The sequence below is a fragment of the Methylobacter sp. genome, from assembly GCF_036845245.1.
GTDB lineage: Bacteria > Pseudomonadota > Gammaproteobacteria > Methylococcales > Methylomonadaceae > Methylobacter_A.
Window position 1 is genome coordinate 1 of sequence record NZ_DAIUEH010000067.1, and the last position, 25808, is coordinate 25808.

The 25808-nt window shown below is 42.0% G+C and carries 24 protein-coding genes and 1 tRNA gene; 1 reads left to right on the forward strand and 24 read right to left on the reverse strand.

Features of this window, described 5'->3' with window-relative positions; all coding sequences use genetic code 11:
- Positions 1-1059 precede the first annotated feature (1059 nt).
- The 19 genes from V7051_RS21705 to rlmE form a co-directional block, all read right to left on the reverse strand.
- Positions 1060-1788: an MBL fold metallo-hydrolase gene (locus V7051_RS21705; protein ID WP_333878640.1), complete on the reverse strand. Its 729-nt coding sequence runs from the start codon at positions 1786-1788 to the stop codon at positions 1060-1062.
- A gap of 32 nt (positions 1789-1820) precedes the next feature.
- Complete coding sequence (locus V7051_RS21710; RefSeq protein ID WP_333878637.1) at positions 1821-2429, reverse strand: chemotaxis protein; 609 nt, start codon at positions 2427-2429, stop codon at positions 1821-1823.
- A 143-nt stretch (positions 2430-2572) separates the two neighbouring features.
- Positions 2573-3691, reverse strand: a complete 1119-nt coding sequence (locus V7051_RS21715; RefSeq protein WP_333878636.1) for a protein-glutamate methylesterase/protein-glutamine glutaminase — start codon at positions 3689-3691, stop codon at positions 2573-2575.
- Positions 3692-3875: 184 nt separating this feature from the next.
- Positions 3876-4298 carry a response regulator gene (locus V7051_RS21720; protein WP_333878634.1) on the reverse strand — a complete coding sequence of 141 codons (423 nt, stop codon included), beginning with the start codon at positions 4296-4298 and terminating at the stop codon, positions 3876-3878.
- A gap of 9 nt (positions 4299-4307) precedes the next feature.
- Complete coding sequence (gene cheD, locus V7051_RS21725; protein ID WP_333878632.1) at positions 4308-4946, reverse strand: chemoreceptor glutamine deamidase CheD; 639 nt, start codon at positions 4944-4946, stop codon at positions 4308-4310.
- A gap of 6 nt (positions 4947-4952) precedes the next feature.
- Complete coding sequence (locus tag V7051_RS21730; RefSeq protein WP_333878630.1) at positions 4953-5792, reverse strand: CheR family methyltransferase; 840 nt, start codon at positions 5790-5792, stop codon at positions 4953-4955.
- Between the two features lie 28 nt (positions 5793-5820).
- The gene (locus tag V7051_RS21735) at positions 5821-6375 is read right to left on the reverse strand and encodes an STAS domain-containing protein (RefSeq protein ID WP_333878628.1); all 555 of its coding nucleotides are present in this window, start codon (positions 6373-6375) and stop codon (positions 5821-5823) included.
- The gene (locus tag V7051_RS21740; protein WP_333878627.1) at positions 6362-7129 is read right to left on the reverse strand and encodes a ParA family protein; all 768 of its coding nucleotides are present in this window, start codon (positions 7127-7129) and stop codon (positions 6362-6364) included. The genes V7051_RS21735 and V7051_RS21740 overlap by 14 nt, the downstream gene beginning before the upstream one ends.
- 3 nt (positions 7130-7132) lie before the next feature.
- Complete coding sequence (locus V7051_RS21745) at positions 7133-7624, reverse strand: chemotaxis protein CheW (RefSeq protein WP_333878626.1); 492 nt, start codon at positions 7622-7624, stop codon at positions 7133-7135.
- A gap of 45 nt (positions 7625-7669) precedes the next feature.
- Complete coding sequence (locus V7051_RS21750; RefSeq protein WP_333878625.1) at positions 7670-10015, reverse strand: methyl-accepting chemotaxis protein; 2346 nt, start codon at positions 10013-10015, stop codon at positions 7670-7672.
- A 59-nt stretch (positions 10016-10074) separates the two neighbouring features.
- Positions 10075-10590 (reverse strand): chemotaxis protein CheW, encoded by a 516-nt coding sequence (locus V7051_RS21755; RefSeq protein ID WP_333878624.1) that lies wholly within the window; start codon positions 10588-10590, stop codon positions 10075-10077.
- A 20-nt stretch (positions 10591-10610) separates the two neighbouring features.
- Positions 10611-12716 carry a chemotaxis protein CheA gene (locus tag V7051_RS21760; protein WP_333878623.1) on the reverse strand — a complete coding sequence of 702 codons (2106 nt, stop codon included), beginning with the start codon at positions 12714-12716 and terminating at the stop codon, positions 10611-10613.
- A gap of 193 nt (positions 12717-12909) precedes the next feature.
- A complete protein-coding gene (locus V7051_RS21765) occupies positions 12910-13272 on the reverse strand; it encodes a response regulator (protein ID WP_006892323.1) in 363 nt (120 codons plus the stop codon).
- Between the two features lie 191 nt (positions 13273-13463).
- A tRNA-Leu gene (locus tag V7051_RS21770) sits at positions 13464-13548 on the reverse strand.
- An 87-nt stretch (positions 13549-13635) separates the two neighbouring features.
- The gene (secG, locus tag V7051_RS21775; RefSeq protein ID WP_442919690.1) at positions 13636-14046 is read right to left on the reverse strand and encodes a preprotein translocase subunit SecG; all 411 of its coding nucleotides are present in this window, start codon (positions 14044-14046) and stop codon (positions 13636-13638) included.
- Between the two features lie 18 nt (positions 14047-14064).
- The gene (gene tpiA / locus V7051_RS21780; protein ID WP_333878620.1) at positions 14065-14811 is read right to left on the reverse strand and encodes a triose-phosphate isomerase; all 747 of its coding nucleotides are present in this window, start codon (positions 14809-14811) and stop codon (positions 14065-14067) included.
- A 55-nt stretch (positions 14812-14866) separates the two neighbouring features.
- Positions 14867-16207, reverse strand: coding sequence for a phosphoglucosamine mutase (glmM, locus tag V7051_RS21785; protein ID WP_333878619.1), 1341 nt, complete (start codon positions 16205-16207; stop codon positions 14867-14869).
- A 128-nt stretch (positions 16208-16335) separates the two neighbouring features.
- Complete coding sequence (gene ftsH / locus V7051_RS21790) at positions 16336-18261, reverse strand: ATP-dependent zinc metalloprotease FtsH (protein WP_333878618.1); 1926 nt, start codon at positions 18259-18261, stop codon at positions 16336-16338.
- A 174-nt stretch (positions 18262-18435) separates the two neighbouring features.
- Positions 18436-19053 carry a 23S rRNA (uridine(2552)-2'-O)-methyltransferase RlmE gene (rlmE, locus tag V7051_RS21795; protein WP_333878616.1) on the reverse strand — a complete coding sequence of 206 codons (618 nt, stop codon included), beginning with the start codon at positions 19051-19053 and terminating at the stop codon, positions 18436-18438.
- A 48-nt stretch (positions 19054-19101) separates the two neighbouring features.
- Here rlmE and yhbY point away from each other — a divergent pair, with 48 nt between their 5' ends.
- Entirely contained in the window at positions 19102-19368 is a 267-nt protein-coding gene (yhbY, locus tag V7051_RS21800; protein ID WP_333878614.1) for a ribosome assembly RNA-binding protein YhbY, read from the forward strand.
- Between the two features lie 65 nt (positions 19369-19433).
- Here the strand turns inward: yhbY and greA are convergent, their stop codons facing one another.
- From greA to V7051_RS21825, 5 genes are all read right to left on the reverse strand, one after another.
- On the reverse strand, positions 19434-19910 hold the full coding sequence (gene greA, locus V7051_RS21805) for a transcription elongation factor GreA (protein WP_333878612.1): 477 nt from the start codon (positions 19908-19910) through the stop codon (positions 19434-19436).
- Between the two features lie 65 nt (positions 19911-19975).
- Complete coding sequence (gene carB / locus V7051_RS21810; protein WP_333878610.1) at positions 19976-23194, reverse strand: carbamoyl-phosphate synthase large subunit; 3219 nt, start codon at positions 23192-23194, stop codon at positions 19976-19978.
- Between the two features lie 192 nt (positions 23195-23386).
- Positions 23387-24514, reverse strand: a complete 1128-nt coding sequence (gene carA, locus V7051_RS21815) for a glutamine-hydrolyzing carbamoyl-phosphate synthase small subunit (protein WP_333878609.1) — start codon at positions 24512-24514, stop codon at positions 23387-23389.
- A gap of 192 nt (positions 24515-24706) precedes the next feature.
- Entirely contained in the window at positions 24707-25243 is a 537-nt protein-coding gene (locus V7051_RS21820; protein ID WP_333878607.1) for a hypothetical protein, read from the reverse strand.
- Between the two features lie 330 nt (positions 25244-25573).
- The gene (locus V7051_RS21825; protein ID WP_333878605.1) at positions 25574-25738 is read right to left on the reverse strand and encodes a hypothetical protein; all 165 of its coding nucleotides are present in this window, start codon (positions 25736-25738) and stop codon (positions 25574-25576) included.
- Between the last annotated feature and the right edge of the window lie 70 nt (positions 25739-25808).

A 25808-nucleotide genomic window follows, 5' to 3' on the forward strand; every position in this document is an offset into this window, starting at 1 on the left:
TTGCTCCTTGAGTTCAAGATAGTTTATACCAGTTAAATATGGGACTAAACAACTAAGCTGTTCATAAAGGCGAACCAGATGGCTTATGAAGAATTGCAGAAGTTACGGACTGCGTAACATCAGTCATTAAGAAACGAACATGGGATGACTTGAGCATTATTTTGCTCGGGTAATTTATTCAACTCAGCCCTATCAGAGCGTTTGTTTTTATTTGACCACTACAATTGTTTGGGTTTTGTGCCATTACTGATCTTATTTTAAAAAACCTTTAACTATAAGAAAGCAAGCTCTCTTTGTTGTATTTTCTGCTAACTTCAGCATTCAAATTCAACAATCAAGCATCTACAATCTTTTCCACAATTCCTGTGTATAACTTTGTGCATAAGCTATCAATAACAACGTTCAGATTCGATAAAGCCTGCGTCCTTGTTAAATTGTAGTATTTTTATACAAAAATATTATTTACAATAACAATCAATAGCTTATTAATAAAGCCCTTTAATGACCAACGATTACCTCAAGCCGGGATTCGGCATTTATTTTACCAAGATCAATCTGTGCATAAACAATATCAATAAGTCCATGAACTGTTTAACCGCCAACCTGCTCAGTGTCTTCGTTTTTAATCCTATATACTGCAAATCAATCAAAACGTGTTGATAGCATCCTGCTCATTTATTACTGAATGGTTTTATATGATTGGAATTTTGTGGATTCCTTTCCAAAAAGATATGGAATGATAAAAGGATAAGATGCGAAGCCGTTCGTCTAAAAAAGCCAGCTACAACTCTGAACTGTGATGATCTGTGTCATAATAGGTAATATTATCTATTATATCCAGTTAATGACACTCTTGATTCGAAAACTTATTTTAGATAACAGCAAAAAAGGTGCTAATTAACACCTTTTTAAAAATTCATCAATATTTGATTAAATCAAAAAATCGAATTTATACCGTAACCAATCCTCAATATAAAATTAGAAACGTCAATAAAATCCAATAATAAAGGTGCCGAATATCGTTTCCTTTTCAAATAAACTGGTCACGCTTCAAATTGATTAAACAGCAATACCTACCTGTAAAGCGTCAAACCAGTCTAAAAACCGTTTGACATCATCACCTTTGAACATTCGTCCATGCTGTGGAGCCAAAATATCAATATCAAGATTTCTTACCCGTTCAATCCAGACTCTTTTTGCCTGATTTGACGGCATCCATCGTTGATGCCAATAACGCATTTTTTCAACATGTGCGGCAAAATTATCCACAAATACAGGAGTATCAGGCCCCTCAATAGCTCCCCCTACATCGCCTGACATCAGAATTTTGGCTTGAGGATCATAAACATGAAAATTTCCGGATGAATGTAAATAATGTGCAGGAATAATTTGTAATTCCACTGAATCTAATTTAATAGTTCCGCCATTATCCGGAATAGCCACGTATTCTATTGATTCACAGCTGTAATGCCGCAAAAAACCTTCCCAAATAGCTGGCGCATGGAGCTTGGCATTTGTTAAAGCCTGATCCCATAGTCCTAGTGATGAAATCACATCAGGATCTTGATGCGAAGCAAACAAATCCGTTATTTGATCTACAGGGGCGTGATGTAATACAGCTGCCATCATCGGAGCAAACAACTCAGCACCACCTGGATCCAGAAGCAGACAGCGGTTAGCCGTGCGCACTACATATTGGTTGGTATCGATTACGTTATTGGGTTTGCCCTCATCCCTTCCAAACATAATCCATTGGTGCGATCCTTCGTATATCTTGGTCGTTTTCATAAAAAACAATGCCTTTGTGGGTTAGCAGCTATTCAGCTATTGCGGTAAATGGATAATGCGATTCTGCAACGTTGCACATTATCATGAATGGTGTGTGCAGCTTTATCCACACTTTCAGCAACTGCCTGCAGACTCTGCAAATACTCACCCGCTTGTGATGCTTCAATTCTTGAGTTTGCAGCAATAACCCGAGCGGCACGCGCATGATGCATCACTGCCTCAAGTTGTCCTAACAGCTGCGAGACATCTCGTTTAAACTGTCTCTGGCAATCTTGCATTGAAAGCCTTGCATGATCCAGAGGCTCCTGCATCGATTTAGCATAGACGGCATCTTCAGCCATTTTTGCCGCCAACTCAAATTTATTGTAAGCAGTCGATTTTTGAAATTCATCAACAGTTAATCGATATAACACCAATGCATATATATTAATATTAGTAACTAACTCAATTGTTTCTTTAGCCAATTCATTAATGAAATCGGTAATCGGTTGAAATCCTTTCGCTTTATCCCCAGCCCTAAATGCAATAGCCTTGGCATTGGCCGCTGCTAATGATATTTCCTTAGCCACTACCATGACTGCACTTAACTCCGAGGTAATTGAAGCAACTGCAATAAATTGTGATTTAGTCTGATTAGTCATATTTAATTACACAGCGTGAAAAGTAACATTTTTAAAACTCTGCATCTGGCACAATACGTTACCTATCCTATGATGGTAAGTTCTTAGGAGTAATCCATATAAAAAATGCTGCCAACTACATCCAAAAGGCTGATAAGACAATATTAAAGAGCCTTGCCAGCACTGCCAGGTTTAACCAAGCTTAAAACTTTATGCGAAACTTCTTCTAACGGTACTACATAGTCCGTGCATCCCAATTTGAATGCTGCACCCGGCATACCCCAAACTACACTGGATTGCTCATCCTGAATAACTGTTTTAGCACCTGCATCATGCATTTCTTTCATGCCCATTGCTCCATCAGCCCCCATACCCGTTAACAACACACCAATGGCATTAGCGCCCGCACATTGAGCGGCGGAACGAAACAGTACATCAACAGCTGGTTTATGGCGATTAACAGGCAGTCCATCGCTCAAATGAATAATATATTTACTCCCTTCTCTAATCACCAGCATGTGCATATCTCCAGGTGAAAGATAGATATTACCCGATTCAACTATCTGACCATGCTTGGGAATACAAGCTGACATTTCTGTTGCAAGGTCGATATGCCGAACAAACGATTCACTAAATGCAGCGGGTAAATGTTGTGTTATTAAAATAGGAGGGCTATCTGCCGGGAATCCTTTAACCACGGTTTTAATCGCTTCTGTTCCACCTGTTGAGGCGCCTAAAACAATTATTTTATTGGTGGGGCTAATGTGTGTTTTTACCGGCGCAGCTTTCAGAATAACATCAACGGGATGTTTTTCAGAAACCTCAGAAACAGTTGTTACAGGGTGTCTGGATTTAATCACTCTGTTGTGATCATTCCCTACTTTAGCTTGCGCCGCAACGATGACTTTGGAAATAATCTCCTCAGCGTACTCATTCAAAGTATTAACAACATCAACTTTGGGTTTGGCAATAAAATCTACCGCACCGAGTGCCAGAGCATTTAAAGTAGCCTCTGCGCCATGTTCAGTAAGTGTGGAGATCATCACAACCGGAGTTGGCCTTAAGCGCATCAAGTTACTTAAGAAGGTTATCCCGTCCATGTGCGGCATTTCAATATCCAGCGTCAATACATCCGGATTTAATTGTTTAATCATTTCTCTAGCAATAAGAGGATCTGCTGCAGCACCGACTACTTCAATGTCGGGTGACGAACTTAAAACTTCAGTCAGTATTTTTCTGATTAATGCTGAATCATCAATGATCAATACGCGTATCTTACCCATAAACTCACTCTAAAAGAAGCCCATCGCCACCCATCAATAGGTGCATTTTAATATTGATTACTACCGCTTTACTTTAAGCTATTACATTATTATTGAAACTCATGAAGTTCTTTCACCCTGGCAATCACACATCTTTCTCGTGTAATATCCAGCGCTACTTCAAAGCCTCTGATTTTAAACTTCATCATTCAAGTCTTCTAATATTAGCCTGTGACGCTACTTTTACCTTAGCAATTATGTCTTCAGCATAGTCATTCAATAATGCATTTTCTACATCCATTGTCGGCTTAGCTATAAAGTCTACTGCCCCCAACTCCAGAGCAGTTAAAGTAACTTCCGCGTTACTTTCTGTAAGCGCTGAAATCATCACAACGGGCATTGGCCTTAATCGCATCAAATTACGTAAAAAAGTTATCCCATCCATGCGCGGCATTTCAATATCCAAAGTTAATACATCCGGGTTTAATTCTTTGATCATTTCTCTGGCAATAAGAGGATCTTCTGCGGCACCAACTACCTCAATATCTGGAGACGAATTTAGAATTTCAGTCAGTACCTTTCGGATTAACAATGAATCATCAATAATCAATACACGTATCTTGTTCATTGTATGCTCTTAAAAAAGTTCAACATCGCCTTCAACAGGTGCATTTTTAATATTGTTAAAATACTGCCGCTCTCTTTTTACAATTGTATCATTATGTAAATGGTCAATTTTTTTCATCCCGACCTTCCCTGTTCGAGGAAAATAAATTATTTTTCTTGGATAAATATCGCCTAAATCCTGAGATATTAAGGATAAACCTTCCGTATCAATATATTCTAAGATGAAGTCAATATTTTTGAGGCCAACATCAGTCAAGGTGGGAATGATTTTACCGCCACCAAATACTTTAACTTCCAAGTTTTTTCTTTTTCCGCCATTTATCAAAATAGTATTAATTAAATGTTCCATGGCATAATTTCCATAACGAGTTGCATTGCCTACAACCGCTTCATTGCCTTGCTTGAGCTTATCGGCAGTGGTTTCCGGCAACATAAAATGATTCATTCCACCTAAACCTGACACCTTGTCCCTTATACATGCCGATATACAAGACCCTAATACGGTTGTAATCAATTCATCGTCATGAGTTACATAATATTCACCGGGCAAAATCTTTGCGGCAATCACTCCACGCTCTTTATCCACATATCGGTTAATGTGATCAAAACCGTCAATGGAGGGTAGACCAATATCATTGCTAGTACTCATTAGTATCTATGAATTTTTCCTGTAACTGGTACATGCAACCAACTCGAATTCATTTGAAAGCTGATTTAATGATTCTGAATGCCCTATAAATAACCATGACTTGCTAGACAACATTTGAGCATATCTTCGAGCGAGCGATGTCTTTGTTTCACGATCAAAATAAATAAGAACGTTGCGACAAAAAATAAAATCAAAACGGCACTTCATCGGCCACTCTTGCATCAAATTTAATTTTTTAAATTGAATAATTTGTTGTAATTGTGACCTTACTTTTACTTGACCAGACTGTGATGATTTACCTCGCATAAACCACCGCTTAAGTACATCTTCTGGTAAATCACTGACGCGATCTTCGGTATAGATGCCCTCTGATGCTGTTTGTAAAACATTAGTATCCAAATCAGTTGCTAAAATTTTAATATCCCAATCAGCAGGTACATTTTCCAACAAGGTAATCGCTAAAGAGTAAGGTTCTTCACCAGTAGAGCAACCGGCTGACCACACCCTGATTTGTCGAGTGGCTTTATTCCTGATTAATATTTCTGGAATAACGACATCCCGGACATAATCAAAATGATGCATTTCCCTAAAAAAGGCAGTTAAATTCGTTGTTATGGCATTGATAAATTCGGTAAACTCGCTATCCGGATAATCTTTAAGATATTGACAATACTCCTTAAAATCCGCGAGTCCAAGTTTTCTTACCCGCTTGGACAGCCTGGAATAAAACATATCAAATCTTTCATCAGGCACCTGGATACCTGAATGCTCATTGGACAGTTTTCTTAAAAAATTAAAGTCATCCGCAGTGAATTTAAATTCGCGAACTTTCTCAACAATGGCCATTTTTAAACTACTTCCCTTCCGTCAAAAATTACGCTTCATGAACGTCGAGTACGTCCAGTAAACCCAGCAACTGGGCAGATTCAACAAATCGAGGGGATGGATAAATAATGGTTACTTTCTTTTGCAGCTTAACCGCATCTTTTTTCAATGAAACAAGTAACTGCAAAGTAGCTGTATCTATTGATGATACGTCAGATGCATTTATTTCGATTTCATCATGGATGGCCAATAAATTCTTTAGCTTTTCGTGTAACTTGACAACATTCTGAATAGCTAGCGTAGCATCTAAATCAATTAGTGAACTTTCTAATTCCAAATCCTCGGCAACCGCTTCTTCAGTTACTATACCTCTTACATCCATAGAGGCATCAGCTATTTCTTCTATTAAAGCGCTATCACTAAAGCTTTCATCCTCAACCTTATCTATTACTAATTCATCCTCAGTTATATCTAAAATTGAAGTTTCATCGGCATTCTCTATTAAATCATCCGTTATAAAATGATCTTCATTTTTATCATTATCGCCATCCATCCAGGCTAAAGGATCATATCCGATTAAACTATTTTCTTCACTTGTTGCCATACATCACCTTGCTTTCAAGAAAATCATGAGCAAGGCTACGAAAATCCCTTGCCGAACGACTTTTCGGACTATATTCTAAAATTGTTTTACCAAAGCTGGGACATTCTGCAAGCAATGCCGTTTCTCTCACGACTGTTGCTAATATTTGCTCAGGGAAATGCGTAAGTAAAACATTTAATACCTGACTTGATATTCTTCTATTCGGCGAGTATCGCGACATCACCAGTAATGTTTTATATTTCCGTTTCAAAGCCTTTTCAAATCTCTTAATCGTACCCATTAGATGAGATAGCCCTTGCAAAGCAAGAAAATCACTGGTCATAGGAATTAAAATCTCGTCGGCTGCAATCAATGCATTCGCAACCAATAGCCCTGAAGAGGGTGGACAATCAATAAAAATAAAGTCCTGATCATTAAGGTTGCCATGCAAAGCATCTTTTAATAAAACACCGCGAGGTGAATTATTACCGGTTAAGTGCTCAATATCCTTAAGTTTTGATCCTGATGTAATTAATTGCAGATTATCCCTGACGGGAATAAGCTGCTGATGAACTTTTTTCTTTTTCAGCATAGCTTCATCGATACCGCTAATATTCTGAGCTGTAATACCTAAAGAAACCGCTAAATGACCTTGTGGATCAAGATCGATAACTGTAACTTTTAAGCCCGATTCTGCAATCGCATGACATAAGTTTGCAGTCGTCGTCGTCTTTCCAACACCACCTTTCTGATTAATAATTGCAACAATTCTCACCTGTCACACCAAACTTTCAATACCCTCAACCTCATCGGGATTGAGCAATTTATCAACGTCTAAGAGCATAATCATTTTTTTCTTATACACATGCATACCTCGCATGTATCGCGTATCAATTTTTGAGCCGAAGTTTGGGGCTTTTTTGATGTCTTCCAAATTAATATCCAATACATCAGAAACCGCATCAGCCACTATGCCCATTACAAACTGGTTTGCACCATGTTCAACGCAGAGTACAATCACTACGGTTTTTGGAGAGTAATCGAAATGCTCCAGAGAAAACCGTTCCCGTAAATCTATGATTGGCACGACAGATCCGCGTAAATTCAATACACCTTTAACAAAAGCAGGCGTATTTGGTATCACGCGAACAGCTTCCCAACCACGAATCTCTTGTACTTTCAAAATCTCAACGCCATACGCTTCACCTGCAAGTTGAAAGGTAAGAAATTGCTCTACCCGACCATTATTCGACTGCACATCTGTTGACATTGTTATAGCTTCCTGTCGGTTGTATAGTTTTCAGCTTTAAACATATTAAAACTCTTCCCATTCGTCGTTACTATCGCTTTTAGGCTTACCTGGCGATGAAACTGAGTGGGGTACAGTTTTCTTTGCTATTGCTATAGGTGCCTTACTACGCACAACCGATCTGGCTGTTGCAGAAGCGCCCTTTGAATTGACCCTAAAGAAGCTGAGCAGTTGGGTCATATTAGTAGACTGCTCACTCATAGCAATACTACCGGCAGCGGCCTGCTCTGCCAAAGCCGCATTTTGCTGAGTAATATCGTCCATTTGCGAAACAGCTAAATTGACTTGCTCAATACCCGCTGACTGCTCTGAGCTGGCACTGGCAATATGTGCAACGATATCGCCCACTTTTGCAACGCTATCGACAATTTCAGTTAGCGCTGCACCAGTTTCATTAACAAATGCCGTTCCGGCACGAACTTTTTGCACACTATTCTGGATTAGTTCATTACTTTGCTGCGCGGCAGTCGCACTTCGTTGAGCCAGATTACGAACCTCTGTTGCAACAACTGAAAATCCACGCCCTTGCTCTCCCGCTCTGGCAGCCTCTACAGATGCGTTTAATGCCAATAGATTAGTTTGGAATGCAATTTCATCAATTACACCAATAATCTCGGCAATTTTATTACTGCTCTCATTAATTTCCTGCATTGCAATAATGGCTGACTTAACTACCCCGCCCCCTTTTTGAGCTAGTTGGCTGGCTGAATTAACCACTTCAGTCGCTTGAACCGTATTCTGCGCATTATTTTTAACAGTACTGGCCAGCTCTTCCATACTCGCAGCCGTTTCTTCAAGACTGGCGGCCTGTTGCTCGGCGCGATGTGACAGGTTGTTATTACCACTGGCCATTTCTTGTGATGAGCTATCTATAAAATCAGCCGCATCTCTAATTTGAATTATAAATTCACTGAGCTTCGCCAAGGTGCTATTAATATTATTTTTGCATTCAGCGTAAACGCCTTGATATTCATTAGTAATCGCTGTGGTTAAATCGCCTTCAGCCATATTTTCCATTACTGTGTTAACGTCAATAAACACACTTTCAATAACATCCGTCAATTCATTGATACCGGCAGACAGCGCCTTAGTAAATCCTTGTTTGTCATTTAATTTTATGCGGGTACTCAAATCGCCGACCTTAACACCTTGCACCAATTGATCAATTTCTTGCTCAATTAAAACCTCATGGGTTCTATCTTGCCATTCAGCAACATAACCAATACGTTCGCCAGCATCGCTATTAACGGGACTTGCTGTAATATTCATATGTCGACCTGCAATAACCAGTTCCGCCTTGTATGAGCCTTGTAGTTTTTCTAATAGGCCTCGTTGAAAAGCAGGATTCTTGTGATAGACATCAATATTGGAACCCATCAATTTATCAGCAGAAAAATCAGGTAACTGCTTACGAATATCACTTTCAGCCACCTTGAACATTTCTCGAATACTATCGTTCATATAAATAACTTCAAAATTCTTATCCGCGACCATGACACCCGCGCGAACATTATCCAAGGCCTGAGTAAGCCTTTTGGATTTCGCACTCTCTTGCTTAACATCGGACAAATCTACGCCCAATTTGACTTCCATAGTATATAAGCCGCGCAAGAAATCACCCAACTGATCTTCTCGACTCAAATCCTGTCTAGACCCGAAACCTCCACAGCTTAGTCGGTAACAAACAGTGATGGCATTTTCCAGCGTTTTGGTTATTAGTTGGGTCGTATTGATACTGACTGCTGACGCCATAATGGCTAACAAAGCAACCCCCGTTAGCAAGCCGTATTCCTGCGTCAAGAACAATCGATACATCAGGAACAAGATAGGCACTAAGAAAGTAAACATTACAAAAGCATTCTTTTTCGCTATAGCGATTTCGCTAATGGATTTAAACAGTGCAGCTAAACCAGTCGGCCTTAATTTTGCTTCGCCAGCACTGAGCTTCTTGTACAACAATTCAGTAGATTGAAGTAAGTCACTATCAGCCTCGCGCTTTAGAGGATGTCGAACAGAAAGGTACTCATGGACTTTTCCATCTTTAAATAAAGGCATGGCATTTGCCGATACCCAGTAATAATCGCCGTTTTTACATCTGTTTTTCACCAACCCTTGCCAGGGTCTTAACTTTTTTAAGGATAGCCATAAGTCTTCGAAAGCTTCCTCGGGCATGTCAGGATGACGGACAATATTATGCGAAGCGCCGACCAACTCATCACGGCTAAAACCGCTGACTTCAATAAACGCATCATTGACGTAGGTAATGCGCCCTTTCAAATCAGTTCTTGAAACTAGGATTGTGCCTTTTTTCAGAATGACTTCATTATTAGTTACCGGCATATTAATTTTCACGTTACCTTACCTCTCAAACCATGCCTCATATATTTACCCACATGGGCACTTGAAAATCATTAATTTTCATCCTGATCGAGCTCTTCCAGTTTCAGTAACTTATCCACATCAAGCAACATTACCATACGTTCGTTAACCGATACCAACCCGTTAATAAACTCGTTACTTACTTTGGTTCCAAAATCCGGAGCATTTTGAATTTCAGTTTTATCTACACTAATTACATCAGAAACTGAGTCAACAACAACTCCCATTATGCGTGTCTTGTTACTGTCACCGGTTTGCAACACGACAACTACCGTCAACGGTGTGTATTCGGCTTTACTTAAATTAAACCTTTCTCTCAAATCGAGAATCGGCACAATAGAACCGCGTAAATTAACAACACCTTTTTCATAGCAGGGAACATTCGGTATTCTAGAAACAGGCTCCCAACTTCGTATTTCCTGCACTCGAAGTATATCAACCCCATATTCCTCTTTGCCTAAGGCAAAACTCAGATATTGCACGGCGTTATCCAAGTTTTTATTATAGTGATATTGGTCAGTATCTTTATTTTCAGCTTCTTGTGCCATATCTGCTTTTGTATTTTGTATTATCGAATTGAAAAACGCACCAAACCTGGAACATCAAGAATCAAAGCAACAGAACCATCACCCAAAATAGTTGCACCTGAAACGCCTTCCACCCGCCGGTAATTTGCTTCCAGTGACTTAATAACAACCTGTTGTTGACCCAATAGCTCATCTACGAGTAAACAACACAGCTCACCCTGCCCCTCAACAACCACAAGAACACCCTCTTTCGATTTCGTCGGATTGCCCGAATGAACATTAAAAATTCTGCGCATTCTAATAACGGGCAAATATTCATTGCGTAGGCGAAAAGTTTCTCCTTTACCTGCAACTTTATTGAGCATTCTTTCTGTAATGTTAATTGATTCAATAATAGAAACTAGCGGCACAATGTAGGTCTCATCACCCACGGCGACGGATTGACCGTCAAGAATTGCCAACGTTAATGGCAAATGGATCGCGATGGTTGTCCCCTTACCCAATTCTGAAACAATCTCTATATTGCCGCCTAATGATTGGATATTTCTTCTTACAACATCCATCCCAACACCACGACCGGAAATATCAGTGATCTGCTCAGCTGTAGAAAAACCCGGCATAAAAATGAGTTCAAATATCTGTTTTTCGGTAAGAAGATTATTTTCCTCAACTAACCCTTTTTCTATAGCTTTTGATAGAAGTTTATCTTTATCTAATCCTCGACCATCATCAATAATTTCTATAACAATGTGACCGCCACGGTGATAAGCCTTCAGCTCTATGGTTCCTGTTTCGGGCTTACCTGCGGCAACTCTGTCAGCAGGCATTTCTATACCGTGATCCAGACTATTCCGGATTAGATGAACTAATGGATCATTGATCAGCTCAACAACGGCTTTATCAACTTCAGTATTTTCTCCGACAAGTTTCAGTACAATTTTTTTATCTAATTTACTGCTGATATCATGTACTAAACGTGGAAAACGGCTAAAAACGAAACTAATAGGCAGCATCCGGATATTCATGACACTTTGTTGCAGATCTCGAGTATGCCGTTCTAATTGGGCAAGTCCTCTTTTAAGCTGCCCCACTTTGTCCATGCTAAAGTTTTCACCAACTAAACCCAACATGGATTGGGTAATCACAACTTCACCAACCATATTGATTAAAGTATCAATTTTGTCAGTATCTACCCGAATCGAACTGGCTTTTGCCGTAGTTTTTGTTGCTTCATTATCAGAATCTTGAGGATCAGGTTTTTTAACTTCTGGAACCTGCTTAGGTTTGACCTCAACGGGTTTGGGAGGGGGATTATCTGGAATGGTTTTTGGTGCAGGCTCAGGGCTGATGTTTTTTATGATGGGGGCTGGTTTTACGGCTTTGGCAAGTGGCTGAATCTCCATTTCGCAGTCGCCTTCAACCCAATTAAATATTTCCCTGATCTCATCGCCGGAAATATCACCCACGACCTTTAAATCCCAAGAAAGATTGCATTCTTCTGGATCTAACTCATAAAAACCAGGAACATCCTGAACATTAACAGTGGTTGTTAATTCACCTAATTCATTCAATTCTCGAAACAGTCTTACCGGGTCATTGCCGGTTTTAAGCAAATCCAAATAGGGGCAAAAAGCTATTTTCCAGCCCTGTTCTTCTGATTCAACGGATTCTTTATCAATATCAGCAACGTCATTGACAGAAACTTCTTCAGCCACTAATTCCTTTTCAACTGAAAATACAGATTCTTCTGCCTTAGATCCACCATTAAGCACGCATTCCAAAGCTGTTTTATGCTTTGCTACACTTACATTATTAACATCGTGTTCATTCTGTATTGCAGTCAACATCTCTCTAAGACAATCAACAGATCCAAGTAAAACATCTACTGCCGATTGAGTTACTTTTCTCCTCCCATCTCTCATCTCATCAAGCAGGGTTTCCATAATATGGGTGTATTCAGCAACAACGGTAAACCCAAAAGTTCCACTGCCGCCTTTTATCGAATGAGCCCCCCTAAAAATGGTATTGATTATTTCTGAATCAATATCCCCCATATCGAGAGTTAATAACCCTGACTCCATTGCTTCCAGCCCTTCGAAACATTCTTCAAAAAAGACCTGATGGAACTGTGACATATCAATAGACATAGACTTACCTGTGTGCGCCTAAATTCATTTAAACAAGATTAACCCGAAAACTTTCTTTGTTGATCCTTGTCTGGATAAACACCTAAACCATTCATTATAAACATTCGGAATAAGGCCGCATGGAACTGAAATATATTAATAAGCAGAGACTTTTCCTGCATGCGATTAACACACTTAGGCGCGATAGCATCAATTAACCTAAAACTTTTAGTAATGTTTTTAATAATTGATCAGGATTAAAAGGCTTAACCATCCATCCCGTTGCACCAGCCGCTTTACCTTCTTGCTTTTTTTCAATTCCTGACTCTGTCGTCAGCATCAGCATGGGAATAAATTTATAATCTGGAAGTGCTCGTAAATCTCTAATTAAAGTGATCCCGTCTTTATTTGGCATATTGACATCAGTTACCACACAATCAAATTTCCTAGCTTGCGCTTTTTCTAAAGCATCAACCCCATCGACTGCTTCTTCGACATCGTATCCAGCAGCTCTTAAAGTAAATGAAACCATTTTTCTCATTGAAGCTGAATCGTCAACTGCAAGAATACTTGCCATTGTTTTCTCCATTAATCTCTAATTTTCAAAGCAAAACCCCGTACGAATATACAGCGCCCTACATTTAATTAGCTAAGTATAGCCTAATTATTTTTCTGTATCGCACTTCTAATCTAGAAACTTATTTCTGCATTTTCATTGTAGCAAACAAAAAAACACCCCACTAGAGAAAACCCCTAGCAGGGTATATTTGGTGCCGATGGCCGGATTTGAACCGGCACAACTTTCGTCACCACCCCCTCAAGATGGCGTGTCTACCAATTTCACCACATCGGCTAAAACATGATTGTAAACATACTATTTAATACACACTATTTTAATTATTTTTTATAGCGTATTTATTTGTATCTTAAACAATATTTATTACTTTTTTTCAACTGCCCGCTCAGCCCCGGAAACTGCCGGAGTGGCAACTGGTACTTCTTCAGACTTCAGATCAGTGCTGGGTGAAGCGTTACCCACTCCTTTTGCACCATTCACATCAGGAATACCAAGGGTATCCTGTTCAACCTTGGGAGCATTCATTAAATCGTAAGCTGCGCCCTGCTTACTGTTTAATACTGCAAGCCCCAAGCTGGTCATAAAAAACAAAGTTGCCAGAATTGCTGTAGCTCGAGACAAGAAAGATGCCGCACCCTGAGCTCCAAAAACAGATCCTGAAGATCCAGTACCAAAAGCAGCTCCAGCATCAGCCCCTTTGCCTTGCTGCATTAATACTAATCCAACAACACCTAAACCCAACAACACATGAACAACAATAATTACCTGATACATAATGAAGTTTAAATTACTCTAAATTGAATGATAAATCTTTAAAAAGGATTCCGCATCCAACGAAGCCCCACCGATTAAACCGCCGTCAATATCCGGCATAGCAAATAAACCTTTTGCATTATCCGGCTTAGCGCTACCGCCGTATAGAATTTGTATTTTATCGGCAATAGCTTGGTCTTTAGCAGCAACATATTGTCTTATATAATGATGAACTTCTTGAGCTTGCTCATCAGTCGCTGTTTTTCCTGTCCCGATAGCCCAAACTGGCTCATAGGCAATTACTGCCGCATTAAAAGCAGCTATACCTGCCAAATCAATAACAGCATCGAGCTGCGCATTAATAACAGCAAAAGCCTGGTCTTGTTCCCGTTGTTCCAGCGTCTCACCTACGCATAGAACAGGAATAATGTTTTGTTCTTGTGCCTGACAAAAACGGGCGGCTACCGATTCATTAGTATCGCCATAATAACTGCGTCTCTCAGAGTGTCCTACAATAGCATATTTGCAATCAAATTCACTTAGCATCGCCGCCGAAATCTCTCCGGTAAAAGCGCCTGAAGATTTATCCGCAACGTTTTGAGCCCCCAATGCCAATCCGGTATTTTTAATTATTTCACTAACTCTGGGCACATGCACGTAAGGCACACATATCGCAATATCAGCACTATTTCCCCCTAACCCGGCAATAATACCTTTTGCAAGCAACTCAGCACTGGCTAGAGTTCCATTCATCTTCCAATTTCCTAAAACTAGAGACCGACGCATCACTACTCCTCACATAGAATCAAACCGTCTATGATATATATTAATAGCCTTCAATTCAAGCTCCCATTACCTTCTTAACATCATCGGCTATTTGATGCGCGTAATTTTTAACCAAATCTTCCTGTTGACCTTCTACCATTACTCGAATTAATGGCTCTGTTCCCGAAGCCCTAAGCAATACCCGCCCCTTATCTCCGAGCTTCTTTTCAATAGCTTTCACCGCTTTCTGTATAGTCTCATCCTCATCCGGATTTATTTTCTTGTCAATTTTGACGTTTACCAGAACTTGCGGATATTTTTGCATCCCGGATTTCAATTCATGTAAATTTTTTCCACTACTTTGCATTTCCGCCATGATCTGCAAAGCCGCAATAATACCATCACCCGTTGTCGTTCTATCCAGACAAATAATATGCCCGGAATTTTCACCACCCAAAATCCCTTTGTGCTCTGTCAACATCTCCATAACGTATCGGTCGCCCACATTAGCTCTCAGCAGATTGAGCCCCAACTTCTTCAAGCCATGCTCCATACCCAGATTTGTCATCAAAGTACCTACAACAGGCCCTGACATCAACCCTATATCCAATCGTGCTTTGGCAATAATATAAATAAGCTCATCGCCATCCACAATTTCACCTTTATGATCAACCATCACCAACCGGTCACCATCACCGTCCAAGGCAATACCCAAATCAGCACGATACGATAAAACTGTCGCAGCTAATTTTTCCGGCTTAGTCGCGCCGCATTCATCATTAATATTAAGACCGTCCGGCTCAGCGCCTATCGTAACAACTTCCGCACCAACCTCGCTAAACACATGCGGCGCTATATGGTAAGTCGCTCCATGAGCACAATCGATTATGATCCTCATGCCACTAAAATCAAGCCGAGTCGGCACACTGGCCTTGCAAAACTCAATATAACGACCGGGAGCGTCAACCAGCCGTTTCGCCTTACCCAATTTTGATGACTCTACGGTTGTCATCGGCGAATCAATGTACTCCTCTATTTTTTGCTCTATTTCATCGGGTAATTTTGTTCCCTGTACAGAAAAAAACTTAATCCCGTTGTCATAATAAGGATTATGGGAAGCGCTAATAACAATACCTGCCTGAGCCCTTAAGGTACGGGTTAAATAAGCAATACCCGGCGTCGGCATAGGGCCTAGCAAACGAGTATCCACACCAGCAGCAGTCAATCCGGCCTCCAGTGCAGACTCGAACATATAGCCTGAAATGCGCGTATCTTTACCAACCAGAACAAAGCCATGCCCCTCATTCGCAAACACTCGTCCAGCAGCCCAACCCAGCTTCAAGAAAAAATCTGCCGTTATTGGATGCTCGCCAACCTTGCCTCTAATGCCATCAGTTCCAAAATATTTTCTTGTCATAGTTCTAAAGTCTAAAAATAGGTAAAAAACTAAAGATAACAGCTTGATGTTCCGCAGGAGCTTAATAAATTACATACAAAAAAGGAGAGACATTATGCCTCTCCTTTTAGTGTTAATTCAGCGAGTCCTCAGTTTTGCTCTGCAGTCCCGCCAATTGATTTCTCATTTTTTATATCATCCTTGCTCTTAACATCATCCGTTATGACATCACCATGAGAAGACGGTGGCTTATCATCCCAGCCCTGAGGCGTCCTGACCGGCTTACGAGCCATCAAATCGTCAATTTGATATTTGTCGATAGTCTCATACTTCATCAATGCCTCCGCCATAGAATGAAGAATATCTATATTTTCTTTAAGAATTGTTTCGGCACGCTCATAATTCCGGTCAATAAAAGAGCGAATCTCTTCATCAATGGTATGGGAAGTCTCTTCGGCAACTGTTTTATGCTGTGTCACCGAACGCCCAAGAAAAACTTCGCCTTCTTCTTCACTATAAGATAATGGCCCCAAACGCTGAGAAAACCCCCATTTAGTGACCATGTTTCTAGCCAGCTCAGTGGCTCGTTCAATATCATTGGACGCACCGGTACTTACTTGTTCCCGGCCAAAAACTACTTCCTCGGCAATACGGCCACCATATAAACTGGAAATCATACTGTCCAATTTTTGCTTGCTGGCGCTATACTGATCACGCTCAGGTAAAAACATGGTAATACCCAGCGCACGACCTCTAGGCATAATACTAACCTTGTAGACAGGATCATGCTCAGGAACCAGCTTACCGACAATCGCATGCCCTGCCTCATGATAAGCAGTCATCTTCTTTTCTTTCTCATTCATGACCATAGAAGTCCTTTCAACCCCCATGATCAATTTATCCTTGGCTTTTTCAAGATCCGACATATTAACTACCCGCTTATTCATTCTGGCGGCGAATAACGCGGCTTCATTAATTAAATTAGCCAAATCGGCCCCGGAAAAGCCCGGCGTACCTTGAGCTATGTACTTAACTTCAACATCATCAGCAATCGGCACTTTCTTAACATGGACTGCAAGAATTTGCTCGCGTCCCCTGACATCCGGCAGGCCTACCGTTACCTGGCGATCAAACCGGCCTGGACGCAATAAAGCCTTATCCAACACATCAGGGCGGTTTGTTGCGGCAATAACAATAATACCTTCATTACCTTCAAAACCATCCATTTCAACCAGCAATTGGTTTAATGTTTGTTCACGCTCATCATTGCCACCACCTAAGCCGGCACCACGTTGACGGCCCACTGCATCAATCTCATCGATAAAGATAATACAGGGCGCATGCTTTTTAGCTTGCTCAAACATATCACGCACACGGGATGCGCCCACACCAACAAACATTTCAACAAAATCCGAACCGGAAATAGTAAAGAACGGCACTTTGGCCTCGCCGGCAATAGCCCTGGCCAGCAATGTTTTCCCTGTTCCCGGAGGGCCAATCATTAATGCGCCACGAGGAATTTTGCCGCCTAATTTCTGATACTTTGCCGGATCTTTAAGAAAATCGACCATTTCAACAACTTCTTCTTTGGCTTCATCGCAGCCTGCCACATCGGCAAAAGTTACTTTAATCTGGTCTTCTTCGAGCATTCGGGCTTTGCTTTTACCGAAATTCATGGCACCGCGACCGCCACCGCCACCGCCTTGCATTTGCCGCATGAAGAAAACCCACACAGCAATAAGCAACAACATCGGGCCGAAAGAAACCAGCAATTGCATTAACATAGACGGCTGCTCAGGCGGAACGGCCTTGATTTCGACGCCGTTCGCCAATAAATCGTCCACTAAATGAGGGTCCGAAGGTGCGTAAGTTTTAAAGATCTGACCACCCTGCATCTTGCCTTTGATGATATTGTCTTCAATCATGACCTGCTGAACTTGGCCTGCTTTTACTGATTCGATAAATTGCGAATAAGACATCGACGAATCAGCCCTATCATTTTGCGGGCCAAAATTATTAAAGACGGACATCAATACAACTGCAATGACGACCCATAGGATTATATTTTTCATCATATCGCTCAATTTACACACCCTGGGCCTGAACGGCTCTCGATTTAAAAACTAAGTAATTATATCAGGAGTTAACTGTCCTGACTGTCGTTATTTATCTGAGCCACCTGTACATGAAAAATACGACTTCATCATACTTGGCACATTCTATTGTATTAATATTAGGGCGATATAATATTATTTAAAGCCTTTAGCTAAAATATAAACTTCATTACTCCTCGGTCTTGACGCTTTTGGCTTTCTGATAACCACTTTTGCAAAAGATTGCTGCACTTCCTTAAAAAAATCCTCGAAACCTGCCCCATGAAATAGCTTAACAAGAAAAATTCCGTCTTTTGCCAACACAGTCTTTGCCGTTTCTAATGCCAATTCTCCCAAATAGATTGACCGAGGCTGGTCTACGCCCTTATTGCCGCTCATATTCGGCGCCATATCCGACATCACCAAATTGATAGCAGCTCCGTCAAGCACGGCGTACAATTGATCCAGAACGGTTTGTTCACGAAAGTCACCTTGAATAAAATCAACACCCTCCAACGGATCCATCTCTAAAATATCCAGAGCAATAATCTTGTCTTTTTTTCCGATAATCTGCCGCGCAAACTGAGACCATCCACCGGGAGCGGCGCCCAAATCGATAATATTCATCCCCGGTTTAATAAGATGATCTTTCTCCTGAATTTCTTTCAATTTAAAAACCGCACGGGAACGATAACCCTGAGCTTGCGCCATTTTGACGTATTCGTCATCGAAATGCTCCTGCATCCAACGACTACTGCTTTTACTTCGTCCCATAACTGTATTTTAGTGTAAAATTTAGAATTTTGATTTAGGAATTAAAGAGTGAACTCTGCAGATAAGAAAAAATTCCGGGCCGAAGCACACAGCTTAAAGCCTGTCATTATGATTGGTCAATCAGGACTTACCGCCGCCGTGCTGGCAGAGATTGAATTGGCACTGGATAGCCACGAACTGATTAAAGTGCGGATACGCGCTGAAAGGGAAGATCGTAAGCTGATCAGCGAAAAAATCTGCACTGACACGGGGGCAGAGTTCATTCAGAGTATTGGACAAATTGCAGTTATTTACAGATTAAACCCTGACAAATAAACCAGACCAACGGCGCAAGACGAAAAGCACAAGGAAAAAACTTCCTTTAGACTTTTGTCTTTCGCCTAAACATACTCAATCGAAATAATTTCATATTCGACATTGCCGCCCGGCGCTTTAACCGTAACAACATCTTCAACTTCTTTACCGATCAAAGCCCTGGCAATTGGTGAACCGATTGAAATGCGCCCTTCCTTGATATTAGCCTCATCTTCACCAACAATCTGATAAGTCACCTTTCTCTCGGATTCAATATCTTCTATTTCCACTGTCGCGCCAAATACCACCTTGCCATTGGCATCTACCTTGGTGACATCAATGATTTGCGCGTTAGAGAGCTTGCCTTCGATCTCAGAAATACGTCCTTCAGTAAAGCTTTGTTGCTCTTTTGCAGCATGATATTCAGCGTTTTCTTTCAAATCTCCGTGCGCCCTAGCCGTAGAAATTGATGCGATGATACGAGGACGTACAACCGACTTTAATTCTTCCAACTCGGCACGCAATTTTTCTGCACCTTTAATAGTGAGAGGTACTTTATTCATTTTTAAAACTCCTAATTTCTTTAACTATGGGCGCAAATAAATTCGCGCCCATAATGTATTTTTTATTAAGTCAGGCTTTTATGCAGGTTCTGCAAGCAATTCACATCACCTGCATCCAATTCACCCAACGCGTAGCAGGCTGCTTTTGCCCCAGCCATTGTCGTGTAATAAGTCACGCGGTGTTGCAAAGCTTCTCGGCGCATAGTAAACGAGTCTGAAATTGCTTTTGTGCCTTCTGTTGTATTAATAATCAGTTGAATCTGATCGTTTTTAATCATGTCGACTGTGTTAGGCCGCCCTTCGTTAACCTTATAAACCACTTCGCAAGGAATACCCGCATCTTTAAGAAACTTTGCCGTACCCCCAGTAGCAACAATTTCATATTTTTTATCGACCAGCATCTTGGCAACCTCAGGCGCCTTGGCTTTATCCACATCTCGGATACTGATCAATACTTTACCGCTATGATTCAAGTTGACACCGGCAGCACGCTGAGACTTGGCAAAAGCCTCGCCAAATGTTTTACCGACACCCATTACTTCCCCGGTTGATTTCATTTCAGGCCCCAATAAAGGGTCGACACCTGGAAATTTAACAAACGGAAACACTGCTTCTTTAACCGAATAATAATCAGGAATGCGCTCTTTGATAATGCCTTGTTGAGCCAAAGTTTGCCCAACCATGCAACGCGCCGCAATTTTAGCCAGCGGGTAACCGGTTGCCTTGGATACAAAAGGGGCGGTACGCGAAGCCCGTGGATTAACTTCAAGCACGTAAATATCTTCACCCTGAATAGCAAACTGAGTATTCATCAACCCAACAACACCCAGAGCTTCCGCCATTTTGGTCACTTGCTCACGCAATTTATCCTGAAGCTCCGGCGCTAATTCATACGGGGGCAGCGAACACGCCGAGTCTCCCGAGTGCACACCCGCCTGTTCGATATGTTCCATCAAACCACCGATTAACACTTGCTCCCCGTCATAAATGGCATCAACATCCATTTCGACCGCATCGTCAAGAAAACGATCCAGCAATACCGGTGAATCATTAGAAACACTGACCGCTTCTTTCATATATCGCTGTAAACCCTCTTCATTGAAGACGATTTCCATAGCCCGGCCGCCTAAAACATAAGAAGGCCGAACGACTAAAGGGTAACCCAATTCTTTTGCCGCATTAATTGCCTGCTCGACAGAACGGGCCGTTGCATTGGGTGGTTGCTTTAAATTCAGTCTTTCCAGCAATTTTTGGAAACGCTCACGGTCTTCAGCCAAATCAATCGAATCCGGCGATGTACCAATAATGGGCACACCCGCCGCTTCCAATGCACGCGCCAACTTCAACGGCGTTTGGCCGCCATATTGCACAATCACGCCTTTGGGTTGTTCAATATGAACGATTTCCAGCACATCTTCCAGCGTTAACGACTCAAAATACAACCGGTCTGAAGTATCAAAATCGGTAGAAACCGTTTCAGGATTGCAATTGATCATGATGGTTTCATAGCCGTCTTCACGCAATGCCAAGGCGGCATGTACGCAGCAATAATCGAACTCGATCCCCTGCCCGATACGGTTAGGCCCGCCACCGAGAATAATGATTTTTTCCCTATCGGAAACCCGCGCTTCACATTCTTGCTCATAGGTCGAATACAAATAAGCAGTGTCCGATGAAAACTCGGCAGCACAGGAATCAATGCGTTTATAAACCGGACGAATGTTCTGTTTATGCCGCACATTGCGCACTTCAGACTCGGACGTATCCAGTAACTTGGCCAATCTAAGATCGGAAAAGCCTTTGCGCTTTAATTTATAAAGCTCACCCGCTTTCAAAGTCGACAAGGTTTTGGTCGATAATGTTTTTTCAGTCAAAACCAAATCTTCGATTTGCGCTAAAAACCAGGGATCGATTTTACTGGCTTCGTGAACTTCTTCCAGACTCATGCCGCTACGGAAGGCATCGGCAACATATAGCAAACGATCGGGTCCCGGATGGCGCATTTCGCGCTGCATTTTTTCCCGAGCGTCTTCCCGGTTCAAATCAATAATTTCATCAAGACCGCTGATGCCGATTTCCAACCCGCGCAGGGCTTTTTGCAGTGATTCTTGAAAAGTACGGCCGATAGCCATGACTTCACCGACAGACTTCATCTGAGTGGTCAAGCGGTCGTCCGCTTGCGGGAATTTTTCAAAGGTAAACCGCGGCACCTTGGTGACGACATAATCAATCGTCGGCTCAAACGATGCCGGTGTCGCGCCGCCGGTAATCTCATTTTTCAATTCATCCAGCGTGTAACCAACCGCCAGTTTTGCCGCCACTTTAGCAATCGGAAAACCGGTTGCCTTGGATGCCAAAGCAGACGAACGCGATACGCGCGGATTCATCTCGATAACGATCATCCGTCCGTCTTTCGGGTTAATGGCGACCTGCACGTTGGAACCGCCGGTATCGACGCCAATCTCACGCAACACCGCCAAAGAGACATTCCGCAGAATCTGATATTCCTTATCGGTTAAAGTTTGCGCCGGCGCTACGGTGATGGAATCACCGGTATGCACGCCCATCGGGTCGAAGTTTTCAATAGAACAGACAATGATGCAGTTGTCTTTGGAATCCCGCACCACTTCCATTTCATATTCTTTCCAGCCCAGCACCGATTCTTCAATCAATAACTCGTTGGTTGGCGACAAATACAGGCCGCGCTCGCAGATTTCGACAAACTCTTCTTTGTTATAAGCAATGCCGCCGCCGCTGCCGCCCATCGTAAATGAAGGGCGGATAACGGTTGGATAGCCCACTTCCTGCTGTGCGGCCAGCGCCTCTTCCATAGAGTGCGCGGTTTTTGATTTTGCTACTTCATAACCGATTTTCCGCATTGCCTGATTGAACAGTTCACGGTCTTCGGCTTTATTAATCGCTTCTTTGGTAGCGCCGATCATCTCGACGCCGTATTTTTCCAAAACACCGTTGGCATCAAGATCCAGCGCGCAATTCAACGCAGTTTGTCCGCCCATGGTCGGCAATATCGCGTCAGGACGTTCTTTTGCAATAATTTTTTCTACGGTTTGCCAGTCGATAGGCTCGATATAAGTCGCATCCGCCATATCAGGGTCGGTCATAATCGTCGCCGGATTGGAATTGACCAGAATAACGCGATAACCCTCTTCCCGTAGTGCTTTACAGGCTTGCGTACCTGAATAATCAAACTCGCAAGCTTGACCAATAACAATGGGGCCGGCACCCAGTAATAAAATCGATTTTATGTCGGTTCTTTTTGGCATTTTGTATGCGTTACCATTATGTTGCTGTTAATTATGTAGGACCGGTTAACGCAGCCTGCACGATTGTCAGATTGCGCTAACCCAATAAGCATCAACTTAAGAGTCGTAGATGGTTTGATGCACGAAACCCATCATTTGCGTTTGATAGGCTGCACGTCGCCTAAAGCGCCTACTGTTGGTGTTTAGCCCATCCTACGATGCTTGTTCCATCATTTCGATGAAGTCATCGAATAAAGATTCCACATCATGAGGACCCGGACTTGCTTCGGGGTGGCCTTGAAAACTCATCGCTGGGCAATCGGTCCGCTTGATACCTTGCAGGCTGCCGTCGAATAATGAACGATAAGTCGCTACGACATTATCGGGAAGACTGTCTTCATTAGCCGCAAAACCGTGATTCTGACTACTGATCATGACCCGCCCGGTGGCTATTTCCTGGACCGGATGATTGGCGCCATGATGGCCGAATTTCATTTTCTCGGTTTTTGCGCCGCTGGCTAAAGCCAATAATTGATGTCCCAAACAAATACCGAACACAGGTATTTTCTTTTCCAAAATCGTTTTGATAGCTTCAATCGCATAAGTACACGGCTCAGGATCGCCGGGACCATTAGACAGGAAAACACCGTCAGGATTCATTGCCAATACCGTTTCAGCCGGTGTTGTTGCAGGGACAACCGTAACACGGCAACCGCGATTAGCCAGTAACCTCAGAATATTACGTTTAATGCCAAAATCATAAGCCACAACATGCTTGGTCAGATTTTCGGCTTGGGTATGTCCATTTTGCAAATGCCAGATATTTTCAGTCCACTCATAAGGTTTGTCGACAGTGACTTCCTTAGCCAGATCCATCCCTTTCAATCCTGGAAAAACTTCAATCGCTTTCTTTGCCGCATCCAGGTCAACCGACTCACCCGCCATAATACAACCGCGTTGCGCACCTTTGTCGCGCAAAATACGGGTTAATTGCCGGGTATCAACATCGGCAATAGCGACGACGTTATTATCAATCAAATATTGCTGCAAGGTTTTTTCGCTACGCCAGTTACTCGCCAGCAACGGCAAATCCCGTATCACCAAACCGCTGGCAAAAACACCGGTAGATTCGTTATCTTCGTCAGTCGTCCCGACATTGCCAATATGCGGATAAGTTAAAGTCACAATTTGCCGGGCATAAGAAGGATCACTCAAAATTTCCTGATACCCGGTCATAGCCGTATTAAAAACAACCTCGCCCACGGAACATCCATCTGCACCTATGGCTACACCGTTAAAAACCGTTCCATCTTCCAGAACCAATAAAGCAGACCTAGTCAAACACGTCACCTCAAATGTGCAAAACGGGATGAACCCTTAAGGACTCATCCCGTTGTAAAAAAACAAAACTGAGGTAATTTTACGAGATTATGCGGTTTGGGTCATTAACAATTTTTTAAACCCGAAGACTTCCTGCATATTATAAAGCTCATTTTACGCTAGATTAGATCGACGCCGACAATCCAACTACGGCTAAACAAGAGAAGACAAAGAAGAGATTTTTTGTTCAACACCGATAATAGCCCGATTCAAAATACCGAGATTTTTCTCTTCAATGATCTGTATACCCATCACATAAAAAATGGGCATCCATAGCGGATTAATCAGGATTCCACCCAACGCACTTTTCCATGTTCGTTTCAGGTTTTTTAAAGGATTAAACGACTCCGCCAAAGAATGCATCGGATACTCGGCAAAAACAGCGGCAATCGGATGCAGGATGATTTTTTCATGCCCCTCAAGCTGAGCCATGGATTCCAGGAGTTTTCGCTCCATGTTGTGATAATTCATCCGTGCAAAACCGGATGAAAGGGCAAAAGTAAGCGCCACTAAAGGCAGAAGAATGCTCGGCGGCGCTACCGGTGCAAAAGTGGAAGATAACATGACGATGCCGAGTCCCAACATCAGAACATCTTCACCCCGCTCCACGTCGCGATCAATGCCCTGAATAATCGAGGAAACAGCATTATTGCCGAACTGACCTTTTAAATAATCTTTTTTTTGTGCCATGGTTATTCTCCTTATACATAGTGCTTTGACAGCCTACCTTATGAAAAATATTACATACGCAAACCTAATATACTGAATTTAAATACAAACCCCATAAAAAGCCGCGTGTTCTTTGTGCCGGAATGACCGGCCCACGCCCTTTGTTTAATTATTATTCTCCGTTACGGCTAGTTTAATTGAGCTGTTATTTAACGGCAATGCGAATATTGGAGTGTGAGCTTGCTCTACTTTGCTTGAGCTTCTGCCGTTAAGCCCCGCAAGCAGTTAAGCTGATTTTTGCTTAAGTTGAAGAGATGAGTTGATGTTATGCCTATTCCAGCCCTACACGACTCATAAGAATTGCTTGGAGAAATTGGCGATAGCAATAGCGATCAGAGCCCCCATTATCCATTTGAGCAGGTTAAGATCGGCCTTGATGAGTGCCAGTTCGATCTGTAGGTCCTTTTTAGTAACCAATTCCGATTCTTCAATTGCCGCCCGCATCGCCTCAGTCAAGCCCTCAGCTTGCTTTTGTAGGACTTACGCAAAATTAGACTTTAAGTGTCGTCAATTCAACCCAAAGTTG